The organism is Streptomyces sp. NBC_01176 (genome assembly GCF_045039825.1).
Classification (GTDB): domain Bacteria; phylum Actinomycetota; class Actinomycetes; order Streptomycetales; family Streptomycetaceae; genus Streptomyces.
In genome coordinates, this window is the sequence record NZ_CP108600.1 from 5504603 (window position 1) to 5527229 (window position 22627).

The 22627-nt window shown below is 72.2% G+C and carries 21 protein-coding genes; 13 read left to right on the top strand and 8 right to left on the bottom strand.

Translation table 11 applies throughout. From position 1 onward, the window contains the following. The first annotated feature begins 191 nt into the window (after window positions 1-191). Window positions 192-566, top strand: coding sequence for an STAS domain-containing protein (locus tag OG199_RS23780; RefSeq protein WP_148008956.1), 375 nt, complete (start codon window positions 192-194; stop codon window positions 564-566). Between the two features lie 192 nt (window positions 567-758). Then, window positions 759-1271, top strand: coding sequence for an EF-hand domain-containing protein (locus OG199_RS23785; protein ID WP_356800697.1), 513 nt, complete (start codon window positions 759-761; stop codon window positions 1269-1271). Here the strand turns inward: OG199_RS23785 and OG199_RS23790 are convergent. Then, window positions 1255-2787: a class I adenylate-forming enzyme family protein gene (locus OG199_RS23790; RefSeq protein WP_405831155.1), complete on the bottom strand. Its 1533-nt coding sequence runs from the start codon at window positions 2785-2787 to the stop codon at window positions 1255-1257. The genes OG199_RS23785 and OG199_RS23790 overlap by 17 nt on opposite strands. A gap of 133 nt (window positions 2788-2920) precedes the next feature. On the opposite strand from OG199_RS23790, the gene OG199_RS23795 reads away from it, so the two are divergent. The 4 genes from OG199_RS23795 (at window position 2921) to OG199_RS23810 (ending at window position 7216) form a co-directional block, all read left to right on the top strand. Then, window positions 2921-4114, top strand: coding sequence for an amidohydrolase family protein (locus OG199_RS23795; protein ID WP_356800699.1), 1194 nt, complete (start codon window positions 2921-2923; stop codon window positions 4112-4114). Window positions 4115-4121: 7 nt separating this feature from the next. Then, window positions 4122-5276, top strand: a complete 1155-nt coding sequence (locus tag OG199_RS23800) for an acyl-CoA dehydrogenase (protein WP_401800409.1) — start codon at window positions 4122-4124, stop codon at window positions 5274-5276. Window positions 5277-5285: 9 nt separating this feature from the next. Continuing rightward, window positions 5286-6263, top strand: coding sequence for an acyl-CoA dehydrogenase family protein (locus tag OG199_RS23805; protein WP_405831157.1), 978 nt, complete (start codon window positions 5286-5288; stop codon window positions 6261-6263). Between the two features lie 476 nt (window positions 6264-6739). Beyond that, complete coding sequence (locus tag OG199_RS23810) at window positions 6740-7216, top strand: ATP-binding protein (RefSeq protein WP_266699883.1); 477 nt, start codon at window positions 6740-6742, stop codon at window positions 7214-7216. A 399-nt stretch (window positions 7217-7615) separates the two neighbouring features. Here the strand turns inward: OG199_RS23810 and OG199_RS23815 are convergent, their stop codons facing one another. Beyond that, entirely contained in the window at window positions 7616-8551 is a 936-nt protein-coding gene (locus tag OG199_RS23815) for a cyclase family protein (protein WP_405831159.1), read from the bottom strand. A gap of 96 nt (window positions 8552-8647) precedes the next feature. Here OG199_RS23815 and OG199_RS23820 point away from each other — a divergent pair, with 96 nt between their 5' ends. From OG199_RS23820 to OG199_RS23830, 3 genes are read left to right on the top strand one after another with little or no spacing between them, the layout of a single operon-like run. Further along, complete coding sequence (locus OG199_RS23820) at window positions 8648-9559, top strand: SDR family oxidoreductase (RefSeq protein WP_405831161.1); 912 nt, start codon at window positions 8648-8650, stop codon at window positions 9557-9559. 48 nt (window positions 9560-9607) lie between these two features. After that, window positions 9608-10765 (top strand): acyl-CoA dehydrogenase family protein, encoded by a 1158-nt coding sequence (locus OG199_RS23825; RefSeq protein ID WP_356800704.1) that lies wholly within the window; start codon window positions 9608-9610, stop codon window positions 10763-10765. 28 nt (window positions 10766-10793) lie between these two features. Next, entirely contained in the window at window positions 10794-11843 is a 1050-nt protein-coding gene (locus tag OG199_RS23830) for a Zn-dependent alcohol dehydrogenase (protein WP_405831163.1), read from the top strand. A gap of 56 nt (window positions 11844-11899) precedes the next feature. Here OG199_RS23830 and OG199_RS23835 read toward each other — a convergent pair whose 3' ends face one another. Continuing rightward, window positions 11900-12970: a GlxA family transcriptional regulator gene (locus OG199_RS23835; RefSeq protein WP_405831165.1), complete on the bottom strand. Its 1071-nt coding sequence runs from the start codon at window positions 12968-12970 to the stop codon at window positions 11900-11902. A 71-nt stretch (window positions 12971-13041) separates the two neighbouring features. Here OG199_RS23835 and OG199_RS23840 point away from each other — a divergent pair, with 71 nt between their 5' ends. Beyond that, on the top strand, window positions 13042-14358 hold the full coding sequence (locus OG199_RS23840) for an MFS transporter (RefSeq protein ID WP_356800707.1): 1317 nt from the start codon (window positions 13042-13044) through the stop codon (window positions 14356-14358). 2 nt (window positions 14359-14360) lie between these two features. Here the strand turns inward: OG199_RS23840 and OG199_RS23845 are convergent, their stop codons facing one another. The 5 genes from OG199_RS23845 to OG199_RS23865 all read right to left on the bottom strand — a co-directional run bounded on the left by OG199_RS23845 (window position 14361) and on the right by OG199_RS23865 (window position 20829). Next, window positions 14361-15218 (bottom strand): hypothetical protein, encoded by an 858-nt coding sequence (locus OG199_RS23845; protein ID WP_405831167.1) that lies wholly within the window; start codon window positions 15216-15218, stop codon window positions 14361-14363. A gap of 159 nt (window positions 15219-15377) precedes the next feature. Beyond that, window positions 15378-16007, bottom strand: coding sequence for a flavin reductase family protein (locus OG199_RS23850; protein ID WP_405831169.1), 630 nt, complete (start codon window positions 16005-16007; stop codon window positions 15378-15380). A gap of 117 nt (window positions 16008-16124) precedes the next feature. Continuing rightward, the gene (locus OG199_RS23855) at window positions 16125-16967 is read right to left on the bottom strand and encodes an enoyl-CoA hydratase/isomerase family protein (RefSeq protein ID WP_405831171.1); all 843 of its coding nucleotides are present in this window, start codon (window positions 16965-16967) and stop codon (window positions 16125-16127) included. Between the two features lie 64 nt (window positions 16968-17031). Then, complete coding sequence (locus OG199_RS23860; RefSeq protein ID WP_405831173.1) at window positions 17032-19257, bottom strand: acetate--CoA ligase family protein; 2226 nt, start codon at window positions 19255-19257, stop codon at window positions 17032-17034. A gap of 378 nt (window positions 19258-19635) precedes the next feature. Continuing rightward, window positions 19636-20829: a flavin-containing monooxygenase gene (locus tag OG199_RS23865; protein ID WP_401800431.1), complete on the bottom strand. Its 1194-nt coding sequence runs from the start codon at window positions 20827-20829 to the stop codon at window positions 19636-19638. A 223-nt stretch (window positions 20830-21052) separates the two neighbouring features. On the opposite strand from OG199_RS23865, the gene OG199_RS23870 reads away from it, so the two are divergent. Genes OG199_RS23870 through OG199_RS23880 form a run of 3 tightly spaced genes read left to right on the top strand, consistent with a single transcriptional unit; the run spans window position 21053 to window position 22609 of the window. Then, window positions 21053-21505, top strand: coding sequence for a DoxX family protein (locus OG199_RS23870; protein WP_356797758.1), 453 nt, complete (start codon window positions 21053-21055; stop codon window positions 21503-21505). Next, window positions 21502-21942, top strand: coding sequence for a Zn-ribbon domain-containing OB-fold protein (locus tag OG199_RS23875; protein ID WP_401800434.1), 441 nt, complete (start codon window positions 21502-21504; stop codon window positions 21940-21942). Before OG199_RS23870 ends, OG199_RS23875 begins: the two co-directional genes overlap by 4 nt. A 31-nt stretch (window positions 21943-21973) precedes the next feature. Continuing rightward, window positions 21974-22609 carry a GNAT family N-acetyltransferase gene (locus tag OG199_RS23880; RefSeq protein ID WP_401800437.1) on the top strand — a complete coding sequence of 212 codons (636 nt, stop codon included), beginning with the start codon at window positions 21974-21976 and terminating at the stop codon, window positions 22607-22609. Window positions 22610-22627: the final 18 nt, after the last annotated feature.

The following is a 22627-nucleotide window of genomic DNA, read 5'->3' on the forward strand; positions in this document are numbered from 1 at the left end:
GATCGAATAAGACCGTACGTGACCGACATGCGACCGAAACAGTTCGCTCGTTCAGCATTTTCGACCGTAGACCGACGTTTCATCGATCGCGGTCCGGTGTTTCATGGAACGACGGTTGGGCAGCCGCGCTGAAAGGAAGCGTAGGAACTGCTTCCGTTTCCTGGTGGGCGAGGCGAGCGAGAGGCGACGCGGTGACGCTCAAGGTGACCGACGGCGAACTGGGCGGATGGGCCGTGCTCCGGGTGTCGGGCGAGATGGATCTCGCGACGTCACCGGTGCTGCGCCAGCGGGTGCACGACGCGGTGGCGGAAGGGCGCCGCAGCCTGGTCCTCGACCTCTCCGAGGTCCTCTTCTGCGACTCCAGCGGTGTCGGCGTCCTGATCGCCACCCGCCGGCTGGTGCGCTCCTGTCAGGGCCGGCTGCGCCTGATCCTGCCGGCCCAGGGTGCCGCCGACGGTTCGCACGTCAACCGGGTCCTCGCGGCCCTCGGCGTCCGCCGTCTCTTCGACGTCTATCCGGACGCCCTCACGGCCGTCGACGAGGAGTCGAGCCCGCTCTCGGCGTGAAGTCCCCCGGGCCACGCCCCCTGTCCGATCGGCGGCGCGGTGCGCCGCGGAGTTGTCCAAGAATTCCTGCGGTCTTGGTACAAGCGTCGTTTTCCGGCTCCCTTCGCGGCCGGGTCGTCGTACGCTCCCTGCCAGGTGAACCCGCAGTCCGGCACAGAGTCCGGCTGAGTTGTAAGGCGGTCCGAGAAGACCATGGTCAGTACCGAGTACGAACGCAGGATTGCCGCCCGCTTCGCAGGCTTCGACCAGGACGGCAACGGCTACATCGACCGGGAGGACTTCAACGCGGCGGCGAAGTCCGTCCTCGCCGAGTTCGGTACCGCGGCCCGGTCCGACAAGGGCCAGGCCCTGTACGTGGGCGCGGAGGCGTTCTGGCAGGGCATGGCGGGGATAGCGGACCGTGACGGAGACCAGCGCATCAACCGGCAGGAGTTCGTGAACGGCGCCGTGAAGCGGCTGCGGGACAATCCCGACCGCTTCGGGGAGATCGCCCGCCCCTTTCTGCACGCGGCCCTCGCCGTCGCGGACACCGACGGGGACGGAGCGGCCACGGTCGAGGACGCCGAGCGCGTGCTCAGGGCCCTGGGCGTGAGCGACGAGATCGCCGCCCTGGCCGCCGGGGCCCTCGACACGGACGCCGACGGCCGGATCGGCGAGTCCGAGGTCGTGACCGCCTTCGCCCGCTACTTCACGGTGCCGGAGTAGCCCCCGCCGGCCCGGACGGCCCCGAGAACCGCTCCCGGAGCCGGTACTTCAGCACCTTCCGCAGCGTCTCGTTGCGCGGAAGGGCCTCCAACACCTCCAGCTGCTCCGGCAGCTTGTGCACGGAGAGCCCTTCCGCGCGCAGGTACGCGACCGCGGCCGCGAGCGTCAGCGGCGCCGCCCCGGGCGGCTGTTCGACCACCGCGCAGACCCGTTCCCCGCGTTCGGCGTCCGGCAGCCCGATCACCGCGACGTCACCGACGGCCGGGTGCCGGTGCAGCAGATCCTCGATCTCCTTCGCCGAGATGTTCTCGCCCTTGCGGATGATGACGTCCTTCAGCCGGCCGGTCAGGACGAGGTGCCCGCTCTCCGTCAGATGCCCCACGTCACCCGTGATCAGAAAGCCCTCCCCGTCGAAGGCCTCGGCGGTCTGCGCCGGATCCAGGTATCCCTGACAGACGGCCTCCCCGCGCAGCCGTACCTCCCCGTCCACGATCCGTATCTCCATGCCCTCCGGAGGTCTGCCCTCCGTGGTCGCCAGGTTCTCGGCGGTGTCGTCCGGCGCCCCCATGGTGATCATCGGGACCTCGGTCATCCCGTACCCGTGGGTGAGCTGGACGCCCATCTCCCGTACGACACGGTGGTAGACCTCGGGCGGCTTGGGCGCTCCGCCGCCCGCCAGCAGCCGCAGCGTGGGGATCACCGGCCGCCCCGGCTGCTTGCGCTGCTCGGCCAGGAACATCGAGTAGAAGGCCGTCGAACCGCCCGCCACCGTCACTCCGTGCGCGCGGTAGTCCTCCAGCGCGGCGGGCAGCGAGAAGTGCTCGAACATCACCGCGGGGAATCCGTACAGCAGCAGCATCACGGTGTAGTCGGGCCCGGCGATGTGCGCGTACGGGAAGGCCATCGAGCCCACGTCCTCGGCCGACAGCCGCAGCGCGTGCGCCAGACAGGAGCCGCCCGCGATCAGCGAACGGTCGGTGTGCAGGACGCCCTTGGGGTCGGAGGTGGTGCCCGAGGTCCAGTAGATCCAGCGCACGGAGGTGCCGTCCGCCGGCGGTGGCGGGAGGACGCCGGGATCACCGTCCGGCAGCGCGTCGTACGCCTCGAAGACGCCCTTCGCGCCGAGCCGTCGGGCCATCGCCGTGTGGTCGAAGCCCCGCCACTCACCCGGTACGGCGAAGTACTCGGCCCGGGACTCCCGCAGCGCGAAGCCGACCTCGCGGTCCCGGTAGAAGGGGATCACGGGGGACTGGACCGCGCCCAGCCGCGCCAGCGCGAAGGACAGCACGGCGGTCTCGATGCGGGTGGGCAGCTGCCAGGCGACCACCGTGCCGGGGCGTACGCCCCGGTCGTACAGGCCCGCCGCCACCCGCTCGGCCCGCTCCCGCAGGGCGCCGAAGCTCAGCGCGCGGTCGCCCTGGAGGAGGACGGGCCGGCCGGGGGTGAGGTCGGCGCGGCGGTCGACCAGTTCCCAGAGGGTGCGCGAGGCGCCCAGAGCGTGTGCGGTGTCGTTCACGACGGCCCCCTGTAGCTGACGGGTTGTCAGATCCATGCGGAGCGTAGGCCGCACCGCCTTGTCGGTCCATAGGCGCGGAGCTAGCCTGCTATCTGACGGGTCATCAGATACGTATGCCAGGCGGAGGCCACCCATGACGGAACTGCCGCGGATCGTCAGCGTCGACGACCACGTGATCGAGCCCGCGCACCTCTTCGAGACCTGGCTGCCGGCGAAGTACCGGGACCGCGGGCCCAAGCCCCTCACGGCCGGCATCGGCGAGCTCGCCTACGTCGCCGGCAAGTACCGGATCACGATGGACCCGGACGGGCCGCCCACCGACTGGTGGATCTACGAGGACCTCAAGTTCCCGTACAAGCGCAACATCGCCGCCGTCGGCTTCGACCGCGACGAGATGACCCTGGAGGGCATCACCCGCGCGGAGATGCGGCGCGGCTGCTGGGACCCCGCCGAGCGCCTCAAGGACATGGACCTCAACCACGTCGAGGCCAGCCTCTGCTTCCCGACCTTCCCGCGCTTCTGCGGCCAGACCTTCGCCGAGGCGCACGACAAGGAGGTGGCGCTGGCCTGCGTGCGCGCCTACAACGACTGGATGGTCGAGGAGTGGTGCGGTGACAGCGGCGGCCGGCTGATCCCGCTCTGCCTCATCCCGCTGTGGGACATCGACCTGGCCGTCGCGGAGATCCGGCGCAACGCGGAGCGCGGCGTGCGGGCGGTGACCTTCTCCGAGATCCCCACCCATCTGGGCCTGCCCTCCATCCACTCCGGCCACTGGGACCCGTTTTTTGCGGTCTGCCAGGAGACCGGCACGGTCGTGAACATGCACATCGGGAGCAGCAGCCAGATGCCCGCCGCCTCCCCGGACGCGCCGCCCGCCGTCCAGGCGTCGCTGTCCTTCAACAACGCGATGGCCTCGATGATGGACTTCCTCTTCAGCGGCGTCCTGGTGAAGTTCCCGCGCCTCAAACTCGCCTACTCCGAAGGCCAGATGGGCTGGATCCCGTACGCCCTGGAACGCGCCGACGACGTCTGGGAGGAGCACCGCGCCTGGGGCGGCGTCAAGGACCTCGTCCCGGAGCCCCCGTCGACGTACTACTACCGCCAGATCTTCTGCTGCTTCTTCCGCGACAAGCACGGCGTCGCGTCCCTGGACGTCGTCGGCCGCGACAACGCCACCTTCGAGACCGACTACCCGCACGTCGACTCGACCTTCCCGCACACCAAGGAGGTCGCCCTCGACCACGTGAAGGGCCTCGACGACGAGACGGTCCACAAGCTGATGCGCGGCAACGCGATCCGCATGCTGGACCTCGACCTCGACAGGTAGCCGGCCCGTGGACCTCACGTACACCGCCGAGGAGGAGGAGTTCCGGGCCCGGCTGCGCGAGTGGCTCGCCAAGACGCTCCCGGCGCTGCCCCCGAAACCCTCCGCCGACGACTGGCCCGGCCGGCGCGCGTACGACCTCGGGTGGCAGCGGACGCTGTACGACGCCGGGTACGCCGGACTGCACTGGCCCCTCGACGCCGGGGGCCGGGGAGCCACGCCGGTCCAGCACCTCATCTACCTGGAGGAGACGGAGAAGGCGGGCGCCCCCTACGTAGGGGCCAATTTCGTCGGGCTGCTGCACGCCGGGCCGACCATCGCCGCCGAAGGGACCACCGAGCAGCGGGCGCGCTGGCTGCCGCCCGTGCTGCGCGGCGAGGAGGTCTGGTGCCAGGGGTTCAGCGAGCCGGACGCGGGCTCGGACCTCGCGGCGCTGCGCACGCGCGCGTGGCGGGACGGCGACGACTACGTGGTGAGCGGATCCAAGATCTGGACGTCCCACGCGGAGGTCGCCGACTGGTGCGAACTGCTGGTGCGCACCGACCCGGCCGCGCCCAGACACCGGGGCATCTCCTGGCTCGCGATGCCCATGGACGCCCCCGGGATCACCGTTCGCCCGCTGCGCACGCTCGCGGGGTCGGCCGAGTTCGCGGAGGTCTTCCTCGACGAGGTGCGGATACCGGTCGCCCACCGCGTCGGCGCCGAGAACGACGGCTGGCGCGTGACGATGGTGACGTTGTCGTACGAGCGCGGCACCGCCTTCGTCGGCGAGGTCGTGGCGTGCCGGCGGGTCCTGGGCGAACTCGCCCACGCGGCGCGCGGCAACGGCCGCTGGGACGATCCGGTGCTGCGGCGGTGGCTGGGCAGGCTCAACGCGGAGTTCCGCGCGCTGTGGCGGCTCACCCAGTGGAACGTGAGCGAGGCGGAGCGGACGGGGGGAGTGCCGGGCGTCGGCGGCTCGGTCTTCAAGCTGCGGTACTCGCACGCGCGCCAGGAGCTGTACGACGCCGCCGCCGAGGTCCTCGGCCCCGAGGCTCTGGACCTGGAGCGGGAGTGGACCCGCGATCGCCTCACCTCCCTGTCGTACACCATCGCGGCCGGCACCTCGCAGATCCAGCGCAACATCGTGGCCGAACGCATCCTGGGTCTGCCGAAAGGGCGGTGAACTCACTCCGTGGACTTCCAACTCACCGACGACCAGCGCGCCTTGCGGGCCGGCGTACGGGAACTGCTGGCGGGCCGTTTCGGGCCGGAGGCCCTGCGGGCGGCGGTGGCCCGCGGCGGCCGGGGCCTCGACCGGGCACTGTGGCGGGAGCTGGGTGAGGCGGGCTTCTTCTCGCTGCGGCTGCCGGAGGCGGACGGCGGTGTCGGACTCGGGCTGCCCGAGACGGTACTGGCGTTCGAGGAGGCGGGCCGGGTGCTGCTCCCGGGCCCCCTGGTCGCGACGCATCTCGCGGCCGGCGAGGTGGCCGGGGCGGCGACCGGAGAGACGGTGGTCACCGCCGTGTACGGCGGCCTCGTGGAATGGCTGGACGAGTCCGACGCCGTACGGGACGGCGCGGGGGGCCCGGCCGGAGACGGCGCCGCCGGTGCCGTACCGCTCACCTCGGTGGACCCGCTGACACCGCTGCACCGGGTCCCCGGCGGCTTCCCCGCCGCTCCCACCGGCCATGCCGACCTCATGGATGACACCAGCCCCATCAGCCCTACCGGGCCTCCTCGCCCCCCGGATCTCCTCGCCACCCTCCTCACCGCCGCCGAACAGCTCGGCAACGCCGCACGGACCTGCGAGACGGCGGTGCAACACGCCCGGACCCGCGAGCAGTTCGGGCAGCCGATCGGGGCCTTCCAGGCGGTCAAGCACCTGTGCGCGCAGATGCTGGTGCGGGTGGAGCTGGCCCGGGCCGCGGTCTACGCGGCCGCCGTGACCGCGGACCCCATGGACATCGCGACCGCCCGGCTGCTCGCCGACGACGCCGCCGTGCGCGGCGCCCGCGACTGCCTCCAGGTGCACGGCGGTATGGGCTTCACCTGGGAGTCCGACGTCCATCTCTATCTCAAGAGGGCCTGGGTGCGGACCCGACGAGGCGGCTCGACCACGGAGAGTGAGGATTTGCTGGCGGACGATCTGGTGGCCGGAGCGGGCCGATGAGGCTCTGTCCAGGCACGCCGCGGAACGGGCCGCGCCGAATGTCACCGATCGTGGCATATGGGCATCACAGAGCGTTGATACCGGGTTGTGTCCTACGCGTGACTTGTCACGGCCTGGAGTCGGCGCCGGGCTCGGGTACCTTGTGTGGGATGCGAGTGGTTCCGAGACTGAGCCATCCCGGTGTTGCCCCTGAGGCCGCGCCGGATCCGGCGATGCTCGCCGTTCGCGAGGCGGTCCGGGACCCCGTGACCGCCTGTTCGACTCCCCGTGGCGAGCGTCGCACAGTATCCCGCACGCGTACTCCTTCGCGCTGGAATATGCCCGAAGCGCTTGTTGGGGTGACTGTACGTCAACCATGCTGTCTCTCAAGGGAATCACGTTCTGTGATCCTGGTTCTGGTCATGCAGTCCATGGCCACGATCGTGGCCCTCGTGAGGCGCGAGGCGATGTGTCCGCCGGTTCGGATGGTGTGAGCGGTGCAGGTGCTTCAAGTGCAGCTGGAGATCCGGCCCGACCCCGCGGAGGTGGGGCGAGCCCGGAGATGGGCCCGGTCGAGGCTCGCCGGATCAGGCATAGAGGCCGACGAGCCGCTCGCCGAGACGCTGATCCTGCTCGTCTCCGAACTCGTCACCAACGCCGTGGTGCACACCGGGTGTCCGGCCGTGCTGCGGCTTTCCCTGCCGGGCGTCCCCGGTGAGTCGCTGGGCACGGTCCGCCTGGAGGTGGCCGACTCCAGTGACTGCCCCCCGCGGCCCCGGCATGCGGAGGGTGACGAGACCAACGGCCGCGGCCTGGAGCTGGTCGACGGACTCGCGGATCGCTGGGGCTGGAACCCCGAGGGCGTCGGCAAGAGCATCTGGTGCGAGGTGGACCGCTGTACGACGGCGGCGAGGGCCTCAGCCGCGTACGTGACCTACCAGGGCTTCGCCTACGAGGCCTACGAGGCCGTCTGACGCGTACCCGGTTCGTGCATGTATGCAGGAATCCCGGGTCGCCGGCAGCGGGCCGAGCCCAATGCGCCGGGCTGTGCTTCTCTGCGCGCCGACACAAAGGGCGCATAAGTGATAATCCCCCGAACGGGTGTTGACGTGACGTGTCCGTTTGATCACGCTTATGGGTAGCGATGCGCCGCGAGGGGACGGCGAGGGTTCCGGTGACGGGAGCCCTTGGCGAGTGCGGGTCGCGATTCGGCGTCGGCTCCCAAGGGGTCTTGCGGGGCAGGGCGGGCGCGCCGGAGCCGGATGGCGGCGCGCGTTGCCGTGCTCGGGGCGAGCAGTGGCGCGCCGCCAGTCGACTCTTTCTGTTGCCTTCCGTCGCCTTTCCCCGGTTTCCTCTCCGTGTCCCCGTGTCCCCTACAGCAGGGCGACGGGGGCGACCGGCGTGCCCGTGCCGCCGACGAAGGGTTCGGGCATCGCCGACAGCAGGAAGGAGTAGCGCCCTTCTTGTCCACAGGCTGTGGACAACTCTTCGAGATTCCAGTTCTGCCCCTGCAACATCCCCATCTCGACCAGGTCGAGCGCGTGCACGGGCAGCCAGAGGTCCTCGATCTCGGGAGGGAAGATCTCGAACGTGAGGGTGTCGTTCGCGACGGCCGCGACCTCGCGCGCGTGGAACCACTCCGGTGTGCGGACGGAGAGCCCGGGGGACGGATATCCGTACCCGTGCTTGTCGCCCGCCAGATAGACCTGGATCTGACCGGTCCGTACGAGCACGATGTCCCCCGCCCGCACCCGGGTGCGGGCCAGTTCCTCGGCGGCGTCCAGATCGTCGGGGGTCACGGCGTGCCCGCCGTCGAGGCGGTCGACGCCCCGGGCGCGGGCGACGTCCAGCAGGACGCCCCGCGAGACGATGTGCCGGGGCTTGTCGATGCCGGCGAACGCGGCGCCGCCGTGCGGGGTGATCGTGTCGGCCGGACGGCCGTTGTAGAGCTTCCCCGAGTGCGAGACGTGGGTCAGCGCGTCCCAGTGGGTCGCCGCCTGCAGCCCCAGGGTCACGGCGTCGTCGCTGCACGCGACGGTGCCGGGGCCGAAGATCTCCTGGTTGATCTGCACCATGACGTGCAGCGGATTGACCCGCCCGGGGATCATCCCGGTCTGCACCCCGTCCTGCTGGAGGGGGAGTGCGAGGGGGATGCGGCGCCCCGAGCGGACGTCCGCCGCGGCCCGGCGCACCACCTCGTCGGTGATGAGGTTCAGGGTCCCGATCTCGTCGTCCGCACCCCAACGCCCCCAGTTGTTCACGCGTTTCGCGATCTCGTGGAAGGCCGGGTGGAGCGTCGGCGCTGACATGAGTCCTCCCCGAGGGCTTGTCTCCAGGTATCTGACGGGTCGTAGAATCCGAGTTGAATCTAACGGACCGTCAGAAACTGCGGGAAGGGGCCGGACGTGGGGAACTTCTTGGCGGGCCAGGTCGTCGCCGTGACGGGGGCGGGTCGCGGCATCGGCCGCGCCGTCGCGCTCGCCGCGGCCGGTGAGGGGGCGCGCGTCGTCGTCAACGACTACGGGGTCTCGGTCGAGGGCGCCGAGCCGACGAGTTCGGTCGCCGACGCCGTGGTCAAGGAGATCGAGGCGGCGGGCGGGGAAGCCGTCGCGGTCGCCGACGACATCTCCACGATGGCGGGCGGGCAGCACGTCGTCGACGCGGCGCTCACGGCGTACGGGCGGATCGACGGAGTCGTGTGCGTGGCCGGGATCCTGCGCGAGCGGATGCTGTTCAACATGTCCGAGCAGGAGTGGGACCCGGTCGTGGCCACCCATCTGAAGGGCACGTTCACCGTCTTCCGGGCGGCCTCGGCCGTCATGCGCACCCAGGGCTCGGGAACGCTGATCGGCTTCACCAGCGGCAATCACCAGGGCTCCGTGGCACAGGCCAACTACAGCGCGGCCAAGGGCGGGATCATCTCGCTGGTCCGCAGCGCGGCTCTCGGCCTGCACAAGTACGGGGTGACGGCGAACGCGGTCGCACCGGTCGCCCGCACCCGCATGTCGGCCAACGTCCCCATGGAACTGGCGGAGATCGGCGAACCGGAGGACGTCGCCGCGCTGGTGGTCTACCTGCTGTCGGACCGCGCCCGGCAGGAAGGGATCACCGGGCAGGTGTACACCATCGCCGGACCGAAGATCGCGGTGTGGGCGCAGCCGCGGGAACTGCGCGCCGGGTACGCGGAGGGCGCCTGGACCCCGGAGCGGATCGCGGACTTCCTGCCGGGCACGGTGGGGGTGGATCCGATGCCGCTGCTGGAGCGGGTGGAGGCGATGGCGCGGGCGGCGGCGGAGAAGTCGCGGCCGAACGCGTGAGGGTGCCCGTGGGGTGCCCGTGGGGCCGGCCGAGTGGGAGGACGACGCGTGGAGTTCGGATTCGATGCCGGGGACGAGGTCTTCCGGCGTACGGCACGGGACTGGCTGGCGGCGCACCACACGGGTGATCCGGGCCGCCGGGACTGGGAACGGGAGCTCGGACGGGACGGCTGGATCGGCCTCGGATGGCCCGAGGACGGATACGGGAACCGGCGCGCGAGCCTGACCCAGCAGGTCGTCTGGGCCGAGGAGTACGCCCGTTCGAAGGCGCCCGCCCGCTCGGGTCACATCGGCGAGAAACTCCTCGCCCCCACCCTCATCGGCCATGGGACGGCGGAGCAGAAGGCCCGCTTCCTCCCCCCGATCGCCCGCGGCGAGGAGCTCTGGTGCCAGGGCTACAGCGAGCCCGGTGCGGGCTCGGACCTCGCGGGCATCAGGACGACGGCCGTACGGGAAGAGGGCTCCGCGCCCTCGGGGACGTACCGCGTCAGCGGCCGGAAGATCTGGACCTCGCTCGCCCACGAGGCGGACTGGTGCTTCGTCCTGGCCCGCACCCGGCCGGACGCCCCGCGTCACCACGGCCTGTCCCTGCTCCTCGTCCCGATGGACCAGCCGGGCCGCGTCGAGGTCCGGCCGATCCGCCAGCTCACCGGCACCAGCGAGTTCAACGAGGTCTTCTTCGACGGAGCGCGGGCGCGGGCCGAGCACGTCGTCGGCGGCGAGGGCAACGGCTGGCGGGTGGCCATGAGCCTGCTCGGACACGAGCGTGGCGTCTCGACGCTCGCCCAGCAGGTCGGCTTCGCGGCGGAGCTGCGACGCGTGATCGAGACGGCCGTCGCGACGGGCGCGGCCGACGATCCGGTCGTCCGCGCCCGCCTGGTGCGCCTGTGGGCGGAGCTGCGCACGATGCGCTGGAACGCCCTGCGGACGCTGGGCGGTTCGGGCGACGTGGGCGCGCCGAGCGTCGCCAAGCTGCTGTGGGGCGGCTGGCACCAGCGGCTCGGTGAACTCGCGGTGCAGGTGAGGGGAGCGGAGGCGGCGACCGGCCCGGCGGACTGGTCGGCCGCGGCACCGTACGAACTCGACCCGCTCCAGCACCTGTTCCTCTTCAGCCGGGCCGACACCATCTACGGCGGCTCGGACGAGATCCAGCGCACGATCATCGCCGAGCGCGTGCTCGGTCTGCCGAAGGAACCCCGGGGATAGTCCCGGGGACGAGAGGGGAGCCGGTGCGATGCGAGGCGTGATCTTCGACGGCAGGCAGACCCAGGTCGTGGACGACCTGGAGGTACGGGATCCGGGGCCCGGCGAGGTGCTGGTCGCCGTCTCCGCGGCCGGGCTCTGCCACAGCGACCTCTCCGTGGTGGACGGGACCATACCCTTCCCCGTTCCCGTGGTGCTGGGCCATGAGGGCGCCGGGGTCGTCGAGTCGGTGGGCGCGGGTGTCACCCATGTCCGGCCCGGAGACCATGTCGCACTGTCCACGCTCGCCAACTGCGGCGCGTGCGCGGAGTGCGACCGGGGGCGGCCGACGATGTGCCGCAAGGCGATCGGCATGCCGCGGCAGCCGTTCGCGCGGGGCGGGCGGCCGCTCCACCAGTTCGCCTCCAACTCGGCCTTCGCGGAACGGACGGTGGTGAAGGCGGTCCAGGCCGTCCGGATCCCGAAGGACATCCCGCTGCCGTCCGCCGCCCTGATCGGCTGCGGGGTGGTGACGGGCGTGGGAGCCGTCCTGAACCGCGCGCGGGTGGGCCACGGCGAGAGCGTCCTCGTGATCGGCACGGGCGGCGTCGGGCTCAACGTGATCCAGGGGGCCCGGATCGCGGGCGCCCTGCGGATCGTCGCGGTCGACTCCAATCCGGCCAAGGAGGCGGTGGCCCGCCGGTTCGGCGCGACCCACTTCCTCACCTCCACCGAGGCCGTCGGGGAGATCCTCCCCACGGGCGCGGACCACGCCTTCGAGTGCGTCGGACGCGTCGAACTCATCCGCCGGGCGATCGACCTGCTGGACCGCCACGGCCAGGCGGTCCTCCTCGGCGTACCGCCCGCCACCGCCGAGGCGTCCTTCCTCGTCTCCGCGATGTACCTGGACAAGTCGATCCTCGGCTGTCGCTACGGTTCGTCCCGCCCCCAGCGCGACATCGCCCTCTACGCCGACCTCTACCGCGAGGGCCGTCTGCTGCTCGACGAACTGGTCACCCGGACGTATCCGGTCGAGGACTTCGGCAAGGCGGCCCAGGACGCCCACGAGGGACGGGTGGCACGGGCGGTACTGACGTTCTAGGGAGGCGCGGAGGCGGTCGTCCACAGGCCGGGGGGTTCCGCCGGGGACCGCGCCGCTCAGGCGACGGCGCCCGCCCGCGCGGTGCCGAGTCGAGTGCCACCGCTTCGGGCCCCGCCGTCCGGCCGGGCTTCGGCCTTCCGGCCCGAGGAGCGGAAGGTACGGCGGTACGCGGTGGGGGTGACCCCGAGGACCGCCTGCAGGTGCTGCCGCATCGACTGGGCGGTGCCGAAGCCGGCGTCCCGGGCCACCTGGTCGACCGACAGATCGCTGGACTCCAGCAGATGCCGGGCCCGTTCGACGCGTTGCCGGGTGAGCCACTGCCCGGGGCTGACGCCGACCTCCTCACGGAAACGGCGCGTGAAGGTGCGCACGGACATGGACTCCTGCCCGGCCATGTCGCGCAGCTGGATCGGCTCGCCGAGGCGGTCGAGCGCCCAGGCACGGGCCGCGGTCGTGGTGGCCGCCTGCGGCTCGGGGACGGGCCGCTGCACGTACTGCGCCTGACCGCCGTCGCGGTGCGGCGGTACGACGGTCCGGCGGGCCACGTCGTTGGCGACCGCCGTCCCGTGGTCACGTCGGACGATATGGAGGCACAGGTCGATTCCGGCGGCGACGCCCGCGGAGGTGAGGATGTCCCCGTCGTCGACGAAGAGCACGTCGGCGTCGACCCTGATCCTGGGAAAGAGCCGCTGGAAGTGCTCGGCGTGGGACCAGTGGGTGGTGGCGGGGCGGCCGTCGAGGTATCCGGCGGCGGCGAGGACGTATCCACCGGTGCAGATGGAGACGAGCCGGGTGCCGGGGCGGATGCGGGCGAGGGCGGCGGCCAGCTCGGGGGTCAGGACGCCCTGCTCGTGGACCGGGCCGAGTTCGTAGGAGGCGGGGACGACGACGGTGTCGGCGGTGGCGAGTGCCTCCGGCCCGTTCGCGACCAGGACGGCGAAGTCGGCGTCGGTGGCGACGGGGCCCGGTGGCCGGATCGAGCAGGTGACGACCTCGTACAGGGATCGCCCCTCGGCATCCTGCGACTTGCCGAAGATGCGCTGCGGGATGCCGAGCTCGAAGGGCAGCAGCCCGTCGAGAGCGAGCACGACGACGCGGTGCCGGCGGAACGTACCCTGAGGACCCATGGCCCGATCCTAGCGAATGCTGTCCTCCCGGCCACTCGTTCGGGAAGGCCGCATCCTCGAAGCTCTCTGGTGTGACCCAGACAACCGACGCCGTGGACGCCGCTCCGCCGGCCTCCGCCCCCGGCCGCACCCGGATCCACCGTGCCTGGTTCGTCGCCGCCGTCACCTTTGTGACGATCATCGGCGCCGCGGCCTTCCGCTCGCTGCCGGGTCTGCTGATCGACCCCCTGCACCAGGAGTTCCACTGGTCGCGCGGCACGATCGGCGCGGCGGTGTCGATCAACCTCGCGCTGTACGGACTGACGGCGCCCTTCGCGGCCGCGCTGATGGACCGCTTCGGCATCCGGCGCGTGGTCGCGGTCGCCCTGATGGTGATCGCGCTCGGCTCCGGGCTGACCGTGTGGATGACGGCGGCCTGGCAACTGCTGCTCTGCTGGGGCCTGCTGGTCGGACTGGGCTCCGGATCGATGGCCCTGGCCTTCGCGGCGACGGTCACCAACCGCTGGTTCACGGCACGCAAGGGCCTGGTGACCGGCATCCTGACGGCGGCCTCGGCCTCCGGCCAGCTGATCTTCCTGCCGGTGCTCTCCTGGATCGTCACGGAGCACGACTGGCGCCCGGCCGCGGTGACGGTCGCCCTCGCGGCGCTCGCGGTCGTCCCCTTCGTCTGGCTGCTGCTGCGCGACCACCCGGCGGACGTCGGCCTGAAGCCCTACGGCGCGGCCGAGTTCGTGCCGAAGCCCGCGCCCGTGCAGGGCGCGGCCCGGCGTGCCGTGACCGTCCTCCTCTCCGCGGTCCGCACCGGCCCCTTCTGGCTGCTGGCCGGCACCTTCGCCATCTGCGGCGCCTCGACGAACGGCCTGATCCAGACGCACTTCGTGCCCGCGGCCCACGACCACGGGATGCCGATCACGGCGGCGGCCTCACTGCTCGCGGTCATCGGGGTCTTCGACGTGGTCGGCACGATCGCCTCCGGCTGGTTCACCGACCGCTTCGAACCGCGTCGGCTGCTCGCGGTCTACTACGCGCTGCGCGGGGTCTCGCTCCTCTTCCTCCCCATGCTCATGTCCTCGACCGTGCATCCCCCGATGATCTTCTTCATCGTCTTCTACGGCCTCGACTGGGTCGCCACGGTCCCGCCCACCCTGGCCCTGTGCCGTGAGCAGTACGGCGAGGACAGTGCCATCGTCTTCGGCTGGGTGCTCGCCTCCCACCAGATCGGCGCCGCCCTCGTCGCCTTCCTCGGCGGTGTCGCGCGGGACGCGTTCGGTTCGTACGACATGGTGTGGGTCGCCTCGGGTGCGCTGTGCGCGGTGGCGGCGATGATGGCGCTGGTCATCCGGCGGCGGCCGGTCGCTCCCTTGCTGTCCGTGCCGGCGGCCGTCTGAGGTCAGCGCGCCGGAAGCCGGTCGTACGTCTTGAAGGTGTACCGGGCGGACAGGGTGATCGCGTTCCCGGTCGCTCCCGGCAGGCCGAGCCGGTCGTCGACGAGCCGGCCCAGCGGGCCGCAGCCGACGGTGGCCGGGGCGGTGAAGGTGTCGTCGTAGGCGTCGAACCTGATGACCGGCGGGTCCTGGGAGACCCACTCGGAGTCGCCCGCGCGCCGCAGACGGAGTTCGACGGGGGCGTCGCCGCCCCCTGTCACGCACCCGTGCGGCAGCAGGGGGCTCAGGACGCGGAAGCGCAGGGTGAACAGGCCCAGGCTGTTCCCGGTGGAGTAGAAGTCGGACCTGCCGCCGTACTCGGGACGCAGGGCCAGCGGCAGCAGGGGGCCGTGACCGGCCGGCCCGGTGCCGAGGAGGCCGCCGGGGACGGGGGTCGAGGTGCTGCGCATCGCGCCCCAGACCTGCCCGTCCCCGCCGTCCGGCAGCGGGCCCTCGGCGTGGGTGATGGTCATCGGCGCCAGCTCGGGAACTCTCCTGTTGCCGAGCGTCAACGACCCGGTGGCGGTGAGAACTTCGCACTTCCAGCGGGCCGCGTCGACGCCGGCCGGGATGTCCGGGCAGTCACTGAAGTCGTACGGGACGACGGGCGGAGCGGTGCCGGCGTCCTTGGCCGTGGTGGCGATGGTGGCGACGTGGGCGGCGGCGGTGGGGGCGGCGTCCGCGATGGTGGTGACGGTCGGGGTGGCGGCGAGGGCGGGGGAGCCCGCCGCGGCGGTGACCGTGGTGGCGAGGGCGGCGGCGACGGCGAGCCCGGCGGCCCCACGACGGACGGCCGAGGGGCGCTTCTCAGCGGTGATCTCCATGCCGTTCAGCCTGCCGCCGCGCACCCCTGGGCAGCCACCGGGAAGCCCCCCGGCCCACCCTGATCCACCCCTGACGCCGAGTCAGGGTCCACCCCTGAGAGCCATGCCCGAGACCCATGAACGGCGCACCACGCCCCCACGGGCGATGTCGGACGCGCCCTAGGCGAAGCGCCCTCGGTGGAACAGCAGCGGCGCGACGCCCGCGCCGTCGCCCCGGCCCGCGTCGTCGTCCCCCGTGCCGAGCGCGTCCACGCGTCCCACCACGATGAGATGGTCCCCGCCCGTGTGCACCGCGTGGATCGCGCAGTCGATCCAGGCCGCCGTCCCCGCGAGGCGGGGCGAGCCGGACACGGGTGCCGCGTCGTACCCGACCCCCGCGAACTTGTCCGCCCCGCGCACCGCGAACCCGCGGCACAGGTCGCCCTGATGCGCGCCCAGCACGTTCACACAGAAGGCGCCGGCGCGGGCGATGCGCGGCCAGGTCGTCGACGTACGGCCGACCATGAAGCAGACCAGCGGCGGCTCGAGGGAGAGGGAGGAGAAGGACTGGCAGGCGAAACCGGCCGGTCCCGCGTCCCCGGGTCCCTCCGGTGCGGTGATGACGGTCACGCCCGTCGCGAAGTTCCCCAGGACCCGCCGGAACTCGCCCTGGTCGACCGGCGCCCGCTCGTCCTCGCCCACCGCGCGCAACTCCGGCCGCGGCAGCATCTCGACCGGCCCCGCGACGGTGGGGGCTCCGGCCGACCGGAGATACCGCACGGCGGCCGCCGCCATTCCTGCGTGTCCCATCACCTCACCATTGAACCTGACGACGCGTCAGATTGGAAGGGTGGCCGCCGGGAACGGAACGGACCGGACCGGACCGGTGTCCCCGCCGTGCGGGCCCGCCGGCGTCAGGAATCCCTCTCACCGCCCCCGGTACCGCGCCCCCCGCCGCTCCACGAAGCTCGCCACGCCTTCCTTCGCGTCCGTCGTCGTCATGTTGATCTCCTGGGCGGCCGCCTCCGCGGCGAAGGCGGCCGTGCGGTCGGTGTCGAGGGAGGCGTTGACCAGCTGCTTGGTGAGGGCGAGGGCGCGGGTCGGGCCGGCGGCCAGGCGTTCGGCCCACGCGCGGGCGGTCCTCTCCAGCTCCTCGGGCGGGACGACGCGGTTGACGAGGCCGAGCCGTTCGGCGTCCCTGGCGGTGAGCGCGTCGCCGAAGAACATCAGTTCCTTCGCGCGCTGCGGACCGATGAGACGCGGCAGCAGATACGCGCCGCCGCCGTCGGGAACCAGCCCGCGACGCACGAACACCTCGATGAAGCGGGCGGGTTCGGCGGCGAGTACGAGGTCGCAGGCGAGGGCGAGATGGACGCCGAGGCCGGCCGCGGTGCCGTTGACCGCCGCGATCACCGGCTTCTCGCAGTCGAGGACCGCCGCGACGAGCCGCTGGGCGCCGAGACGGAGGGTGCGGGCGACGTCGCCGGGGATCCGCTCGCCGGCCGCGGGCGCCCCCCTCAGGTCCGCGCCCGCGCAGAAGCCGCGGCCCGTCGCGGTGATCACCACGGCCCGGACGTCCGGATCCGCGGACGCCGACGCGAGCAGCGTGATCACCCGTTCCCGCTGGTCCCAGGTGAGGGCGTTCATCGCCTCGGGGCGGTCGAGGGTGATCCACGAGACGGCGCTGTCAGTGGCGTGGCGTATCAATGAGTCGAGGGACTTTCGAGTGGATTGCGTGGAATCGGACGGTTCGCGGGGGGAGTCGGGCATGGGGGTGCTCCAGTTCGTACGAGGCGTGGTCGGCGGCTGGTCGCGCGGCGGGTGGCGCGGCGCTTCAGCCGCACACCACCAGCGCGTCGAGCGCCACCGCCCCCTGCCCCCTGGGCAGCACCATCAGCGGGTTGACGTCGAGCTCGGCGATGTCGTCACCGAGCTCCAGCGCCATCCGCTGGACGCGCAGGACGACCTCGACGAGCGCGTCCACATCCACCGGCGGCGCCCCGCGCACGCCGTCCAGGAGCGCCCGGCCGCGCAGCTCGCGGAGCATCCCCCTGGCCTGGTCCTCGCCGAAGGGCGGCACGCGGACGGCCGCGTCCCGCAGCACCTCGACGAGGACGCCGCCGAGCCCCACGGTCACGGTCGGCCCGAAGAGCCGGTCGTGCGTGACCCCCACGACCATCTCGACGCCCCGCTCGACCATCTGGCACACCAGCACCCCGTCCAGCGGGATCCCCTCGTAGCGCGCGATGTCGGTCAGTTCGCGGTAGGCGTCCCTGACCTGGCTGGCGGAGGTCAGCCCGATCTTCACCAGGCCGAGTTCGGTCTTGTGCGCGATCTGCGCGCCGGAGGCCTTCATGACCACCGGGTAGCCCACCAGACCGGCCGCGCGCACGGCCGCCGCCGCGCTGGTCACCAACTGCTCGCGCGGCACCCGGATCCCGTACGCGCGCAGCAGCTGTTTCGCCGCGTGCTCGCTCAGCTGCTGACCCGGCCGCATCAGCGCCTGTGCCTTGCGGAAGGAGGGCGAGGGGGTGCGGGGCGCCTCGTCGAAGGGCGAGCGGTACGCGGCGGCGAACCGGTGGTGCTCCAGATAGGCCCGCACGGCGGTGATGCAGTTGGCGAACGTACGGAAGGTGGCGACCCGCGCCGACCCGAGCAGCGTCTCGCGGTAGGCGGCCTCGGTGCCGACCGGCGACCCCCACACCACGCACACCAGCTTGTCCGTCCGCTCCGCCGCGTCCACCAGGTCCCGTGCGAGCAGGTCGCTCATCGGCGGGAAGGGGCCGGTGATCGGGCAGATCAGCACCCCGACCGCCGGATCGGCGAGGATCGCGTCGATGATCTTCCGGCCGCGCCAGTCGCCGACCGGGTGTCCCCCGTTGTCGACGGGGTTGGCCACGCTCAGATACTCCGGTATCCACTGGTGCAGCTCGGCCTGCTTGGCCGCCGAGAGGTCCGGCAGGCGCAGCCCCGCCGCCGTCGCCAGGTCCGAGAAGTGCGCCCCCGTGCCGCCGGAGATCGAATAGACGGCGACCCCGTCGGCCAGCGGGGCGCGGGCGCGGGCCAGCAGCGCCGCGGTGTCCTGGAGTTCGTCGAGCCCGTCGACGCGGATCACGCCGTACTGCCGCATCGCCGCGTCGACCACCGTGTCGGCGCCGGTCAGCTTTCCGGTGTGGGAGGCGGCGGTGCGGGCCCCGGCCTCGGTGCGGCCGACCTTGACGGCGACGACGGGCACCCCGCGCCGGGCGGCGCGGTCGGCGGCGAGCAGGAAGGAGCGGCCGTCCTTGAGCCCCTCGACGTAGCAGGCGATGGCGCCGATCTCGGGCCGCTCGGAGAAGTAGGAGATGAAGTCGGCGGTCTCCAGGTCGGCCTCGTTGCCGGTGGGTGCCCAGTGGGAGAGCCGTACGCCCAGTTCCTGCATCGCGAAGACCGGGCGCCCCTGGTGGCCGGACTGGGTGATGAGGGCGACCGCGGGCCCTTCGAGGTCGTCGCGGAACCGCTCGAAGGCGTTGAGGTTGGTGTTGGGGCCCAGCAGCCGCAGGCCGGAGCGGCGCACGGCGGCGGCGAGCCGGTCCTGCGCGGCCGCGCCCTCGGCGCCGGTCTCGGCGAACCCGGAGGCGAAGGCGACGGCGAACTTCACCTTGGCCTCGCTCAGTTCGCCGATCACGGCGAGCGGGTCGCCGACCAGGAGCACGGCCAGGTCGACCTGTTCGGGCAGGTCCCCGACGGAAGGGAAACAGGGCAGGCCGAAGACGGACCTGCGGGTGGGGTGCACCGGGTGCAGCCGGGCCCCGACCCGCTCGGCCCAGGACATCAACTGCCGGGTGATGCCGGTGTTCGGCCGTCCCTCGGTGTCCGAGGCGCCGACGACGGCCACCGACTCGGGGCGGAAGAAGCGGTCCAGATCGGGTACGTCGGCGTACAGCGGGCGTCCGCTGACGTCGAGGTCGTCGACATCGGCCGGCCGGCCGTGCACGACGGGTGAGGGCTGCTCGCCGCAGGCGATGACCCGGGCCCGGCGGGAGTCGGTGGTGAGGGTGCCGTGGGTTGATCCAAGCATCGGTCCGCCCGCTCCTGTGTGACAGCCAATTAACTGACGCTGTGTCAGATTACTTAACTGACGGCCTGTCAGGAACAGTCGTGCAAGCAAAGCCGCGCGTACGTGCGGTGCGGGTGCCGAACCCCTGGGTGCGTGGGCGAGTGCCCGGACGGCCGCTCGGGCGGGTGTGTGGCGGGTGCGCGGCAGACGGGCGGTGGATCCGTGGACGGGCTCGACGGGCTCGACGGGCACCTGGTTCGTACCCGCGGCACGGGGACCGGAACCCGTCATCGGGCTCCGGCGTCACCGCCCGCTCCCTGCGGGTGCACGGCCGGGCGTGTGTCCGGTCACGGTCGTGACCGGCCCGGCCCGGCCCGCCGCGCGGCCGACGGATTCGGCTCAGTTCGCGGCGCGGGTCCGTCCCGCGGCGCGGGCCACGGCCTTCGCTATCTTCTGTGCGTCCAGGGCGAGTTCGCGGAACATGCCGCTGATGGGGTTGGTGAAACCGGTGAAGTACAGGCCGGGCGCGTTCTTCGGGGTGCGTCCGCCGTGCACGACCGGGCGGCCGCGCTCGTCCAGTACGCCGAGGTGTCCGACCAGTCCCTCCAGCGCGCGCTCGTACCCGGTCGCGGCGATCACCGCGTCGGGGCCGATCCGCGTTCCGTCGGCGAGGACGACCTTGCCCTCCTCGAAGCCCTCCACCGCCGCCACGATCTCGACCCGACCCTTGCGCACGGCGTCGACGAGACCGACGTCCTGGACGGGGATCGAGCCCTCGTTGACGCGTGAGTAGAGACCGGTCTCGGGTCGCGGCAGCCCCTGCGCCGACAGGTCCGGGACGCTCACCTTGGCCATCGGTCCGGCGAGGGCGTCGACGAGGCGCACCGGCAGCCGCCGTACGAGGATGCCGGTGAACTGGGCGGTCCAGCCGGCCGTGGAGCGCCGCACGATGTGCGGTGCGGTGCGCACCGCGAGCCGCACCCGCCCGGCGCCGCCCTCGACCAGGTCCACGGCGATCTCGGCGCCCGTGTTCCCGACGCCGACGACCAGGACGTCCCGTCCGGCGTAGGGCGCCGGGTTGCGGTACTCGCCGGCGTGCAGGAGTTCGCCGCTGTAGGCGTCGCGGCCGGGCCAGTCCGGCATGCGGGGCGTGTGGTTGTGGCCGGTGGCGACGACGACCGCGCTGCCGGTCAGTTCGCGGCCGCCGGTGGCGTGCAGCAGCCAGGAGTCACCGACGCGTTCGACGCGGGAGACCTCGACACCCGTGACGATCTCCAACTGGTGATGTTCGGCGTACTTCTCCAGGTAGCGCACCACGTTGTCCCGGGAGACCCAGCGCCCGAACGCGCGGGGCATCGCGAGCCCAGGGAGGGCGGACAGCCGCCGCGTCGTGTGCAGATGCAGCCGGTCGTAGTGGCGCCGCCAGGAGGCCCCGACCCGGTCGGACTTCTCCAGCACGACGGCCCGTACGCCCCGGGCGCGCAACGCGTACGCCGCCGCGAGGCCACCGGGACCGCCGCCGATCACGTACACGGGTCGGTCCTCGTGGGACGGTACCGGGCGGAGTGTGGAGGAAGCAGTCGAGTCGGCCATGAGCGCGAGCGTAATCACGTCGTCAATTGATAGGTCTCGGTCAAGCCCGGAATCGGTTGCGAACTGATCACGGCTGTAGGAGGAGTGGGTGCGGCTGGTGGCGTAGGTCACTTGGTTGTGTTCCGGACGTGGAGGCGGGGTCGGTGTCCGCCTCTTGCGCGGACATCCCGCGTACGCTGAACTGACGTACCGTCAGATAACGGCGGCGGCAGGAGGTTCGGCCATGGACACGATCTGGCTCGACGGGGCGCAATGGCTGGCCGTGCTGCGGATCGGGCTCGGACTGTGGTGGCTGGAGAGCTGGCGGCACAAGGACAGGGCGGCCTGGTTCGAGCGGGGGACCGGGATCGCGTGGGCCGCGGACGTGGCGGCCAAGCACCGGTGGAGCGCGGTGCGTTCCGGTTTCGAGCGGGTCGTGGCGCCGCACCCGAAGGTGATGGCGCACGTCGTCGTGCACGCCGAACTCGCCCTCGGACTGGGCCTGGTGGCCGGCCTGCTGACCCCGGTCGCGCTGGCGGGGGGACTGCTGCTCAACGTCCTGTACTTCACGCTCATGATCCACGACTGGGCCGAGCAGGGGCAGAACGCGATGATGGCGCTGATCTCGGCCGTCGCCCTGTTCGGGATGGCCTGGCAGACGTGGTCGCTGGACGACGCGATCGGGCTCTTCCGGTGAACGCCCGGTTCGACGTGCCCGAGACCGACGCCTTCACCCGGCCGTACTGGGAGGCGGCCGCGACGGGCTCGCTGCTGCTGCGCCACTGCGACGCCTGCGGCCGGGCGCACCACTACCCCCGCGAGTTCTGTCCGCACTGCTGGAGCGAGGACGTGCGCTGGCGGTCCGCGAGCGGCCGCGCCACGCTCTACACGTGGTCCGTCGTGCACCGCAACGACCTCCCGCCGTTCGGCGACCGCGTGCCGTACGTCGCGGCCGTCGTCGACCTCGCGGAGGGGCCGCGGATGATGACCGAGGTGGTGGAGTGCCCGCAGGGTGCGCTGCGGATCGGCATGGACCTGGAGGTGGCCTTCCGCGAAGGGACACCCGTCTTCCGTCCCCGTCCCGCCGCCGCTCCGCCCGCGCACCCCCACGGGCCCCGGGCGCCCCGGGTGTGAGCTCTGGCCGCCGACGCGTTTCAATGAATGGGTGTCCGGTTTCCACGTGAGGTCCCCCGCCGAGCCCTTCCCCGAGCTGCACGGCCACGGTCTGCTGCTGCGGCCCTGGGACGCGGATTCCGACGTCGACGTCGCGGCCTGGCTGCGCGGTGTGTCCGACCCGGAGTTCCAGCGCTGGAACACCCCGCTCCGGCCCGTCCGGGACATCGACAGCGCCCGTGAGTCGCTCCGCTCACGCACCGAGAGCGCCGCCGACGGCACGGGTGTCTCCTTCTGCGTCATGGACGGATCGGGCGGTACGGCGCTGGGGCACATCGGCATCAACGAGATCGACCACGTCCTGCGCGTCGCCCGCATCGGTTACTGGGTCCTGCCGGAGGCCCGCGGCCACCGGGTCGCCACCCGCGCCCTCGCCCTGGCCTCCCGCTTCGCCTTCGGCGCGATCCGTCTGCACCGCCTGGAGCTGGGCCACGCCCTCGGCCATGAGGCCTCCTGCCGGGTCGCCGAGCGCTGCGGGTTCCGTTACGAAGGGACGCTCAGGGGCGCGATGTTCGAAGCCGGGCGGCTCGACGCGTTCCGGGACGTCCATCTGCACGCGCGGGTCGCGACCGACCCGGTGCCGGCGGACCCGAACCTGAACCCGGACCCGGACACGTACGTGGCCTAGCCGCGGCGCCTTGTGCGG

What these genes read in the sequence shown, in the direction of transcription:
- OG199_RS23830 (WP_405831163.1), top strand. Translation starts at nt 10,794, where the DNA reads ATGCGAGGCGTGATCTTCGACGGCAGGCAGACCCAGGTCGTGGACGAC.
- OG199_RS23835 (WP_405831165.1), bottom strand. Translation starts at nt 12,970, where the DNA reads ATGGGTCCTCAGGGTACGTTCCGCCGGCACCGCGTCGTCGTGCTCGCT.
- OG199_RS23855 (WP_405831171.1), bottom strand. Translation starts at nt 16,967, where the DNA reads ATGCCCGACTCCCCCCGCGAACCGTCCGATTCCACGCAATCCACTCGA.
- OG199_RS23815 (WP_405831159.1), bottom strand. Translation starts at nt 8,551, where the DNA reads ATGTCAGCGCCGACGCTCCACCCGGCCTTCCACGAGATCGCGAAACGC.
- OG199_RS23870 (WP_356797758.1), top strand. Translation starts at nt 21,053, where the DNA reads ATGGACACGATCTGGCTCGACGGGGCGCAATGGCTGGCCGTGCTGCGG.
- OG199_RS23860 (WP_405831173.1), bottom strand. Translation starts at nt 19,257, where the DNA reads ATGCTTGGATCAACCCACGGCACCCTCACCACCGACTCCCGCCGGGCC.
- OG199_RS23845 (WP_405831167.1), bottom strand. Translation starts at nt 15,218, where the DNA reads ATGGAGATCACCGCTGAGAAGCGCCCCTCGGCCGTCCGTCGTGGGGCC.
- OG199_RS23795 (WP_356800699.1), top strand. Translation starts at nt 2,921, where the DNA reads ATGACGGAACTGCCGCGGATCGTCAGCGTCGACGACCACGTGATCGAG.
- OG199_RS23865 (WP_401800431.1), bottom strand. Translation starts at nt 20,829, where the DNA reads ATGGCCGACTCGACTGCTTCCTCCACACTCCGCCCGGTACCGTCCCAC.
- OG199_RS23850 (WP_405831169.1), bottom strand. Translation starts at nt 16,007, where the DNA reads ATGGGACACGCAGGAATGGCGGCGGCCGCCGTGCGGTATCTCCGGTCG.
- OG199_RS23785 (WP_356800697.1), top strand. Translation starts at nt 759, where the DNA reads ATGGTCAGTACCGAGTACGAACGCAGGATTGCCGCCCGCTTCGCAGGC.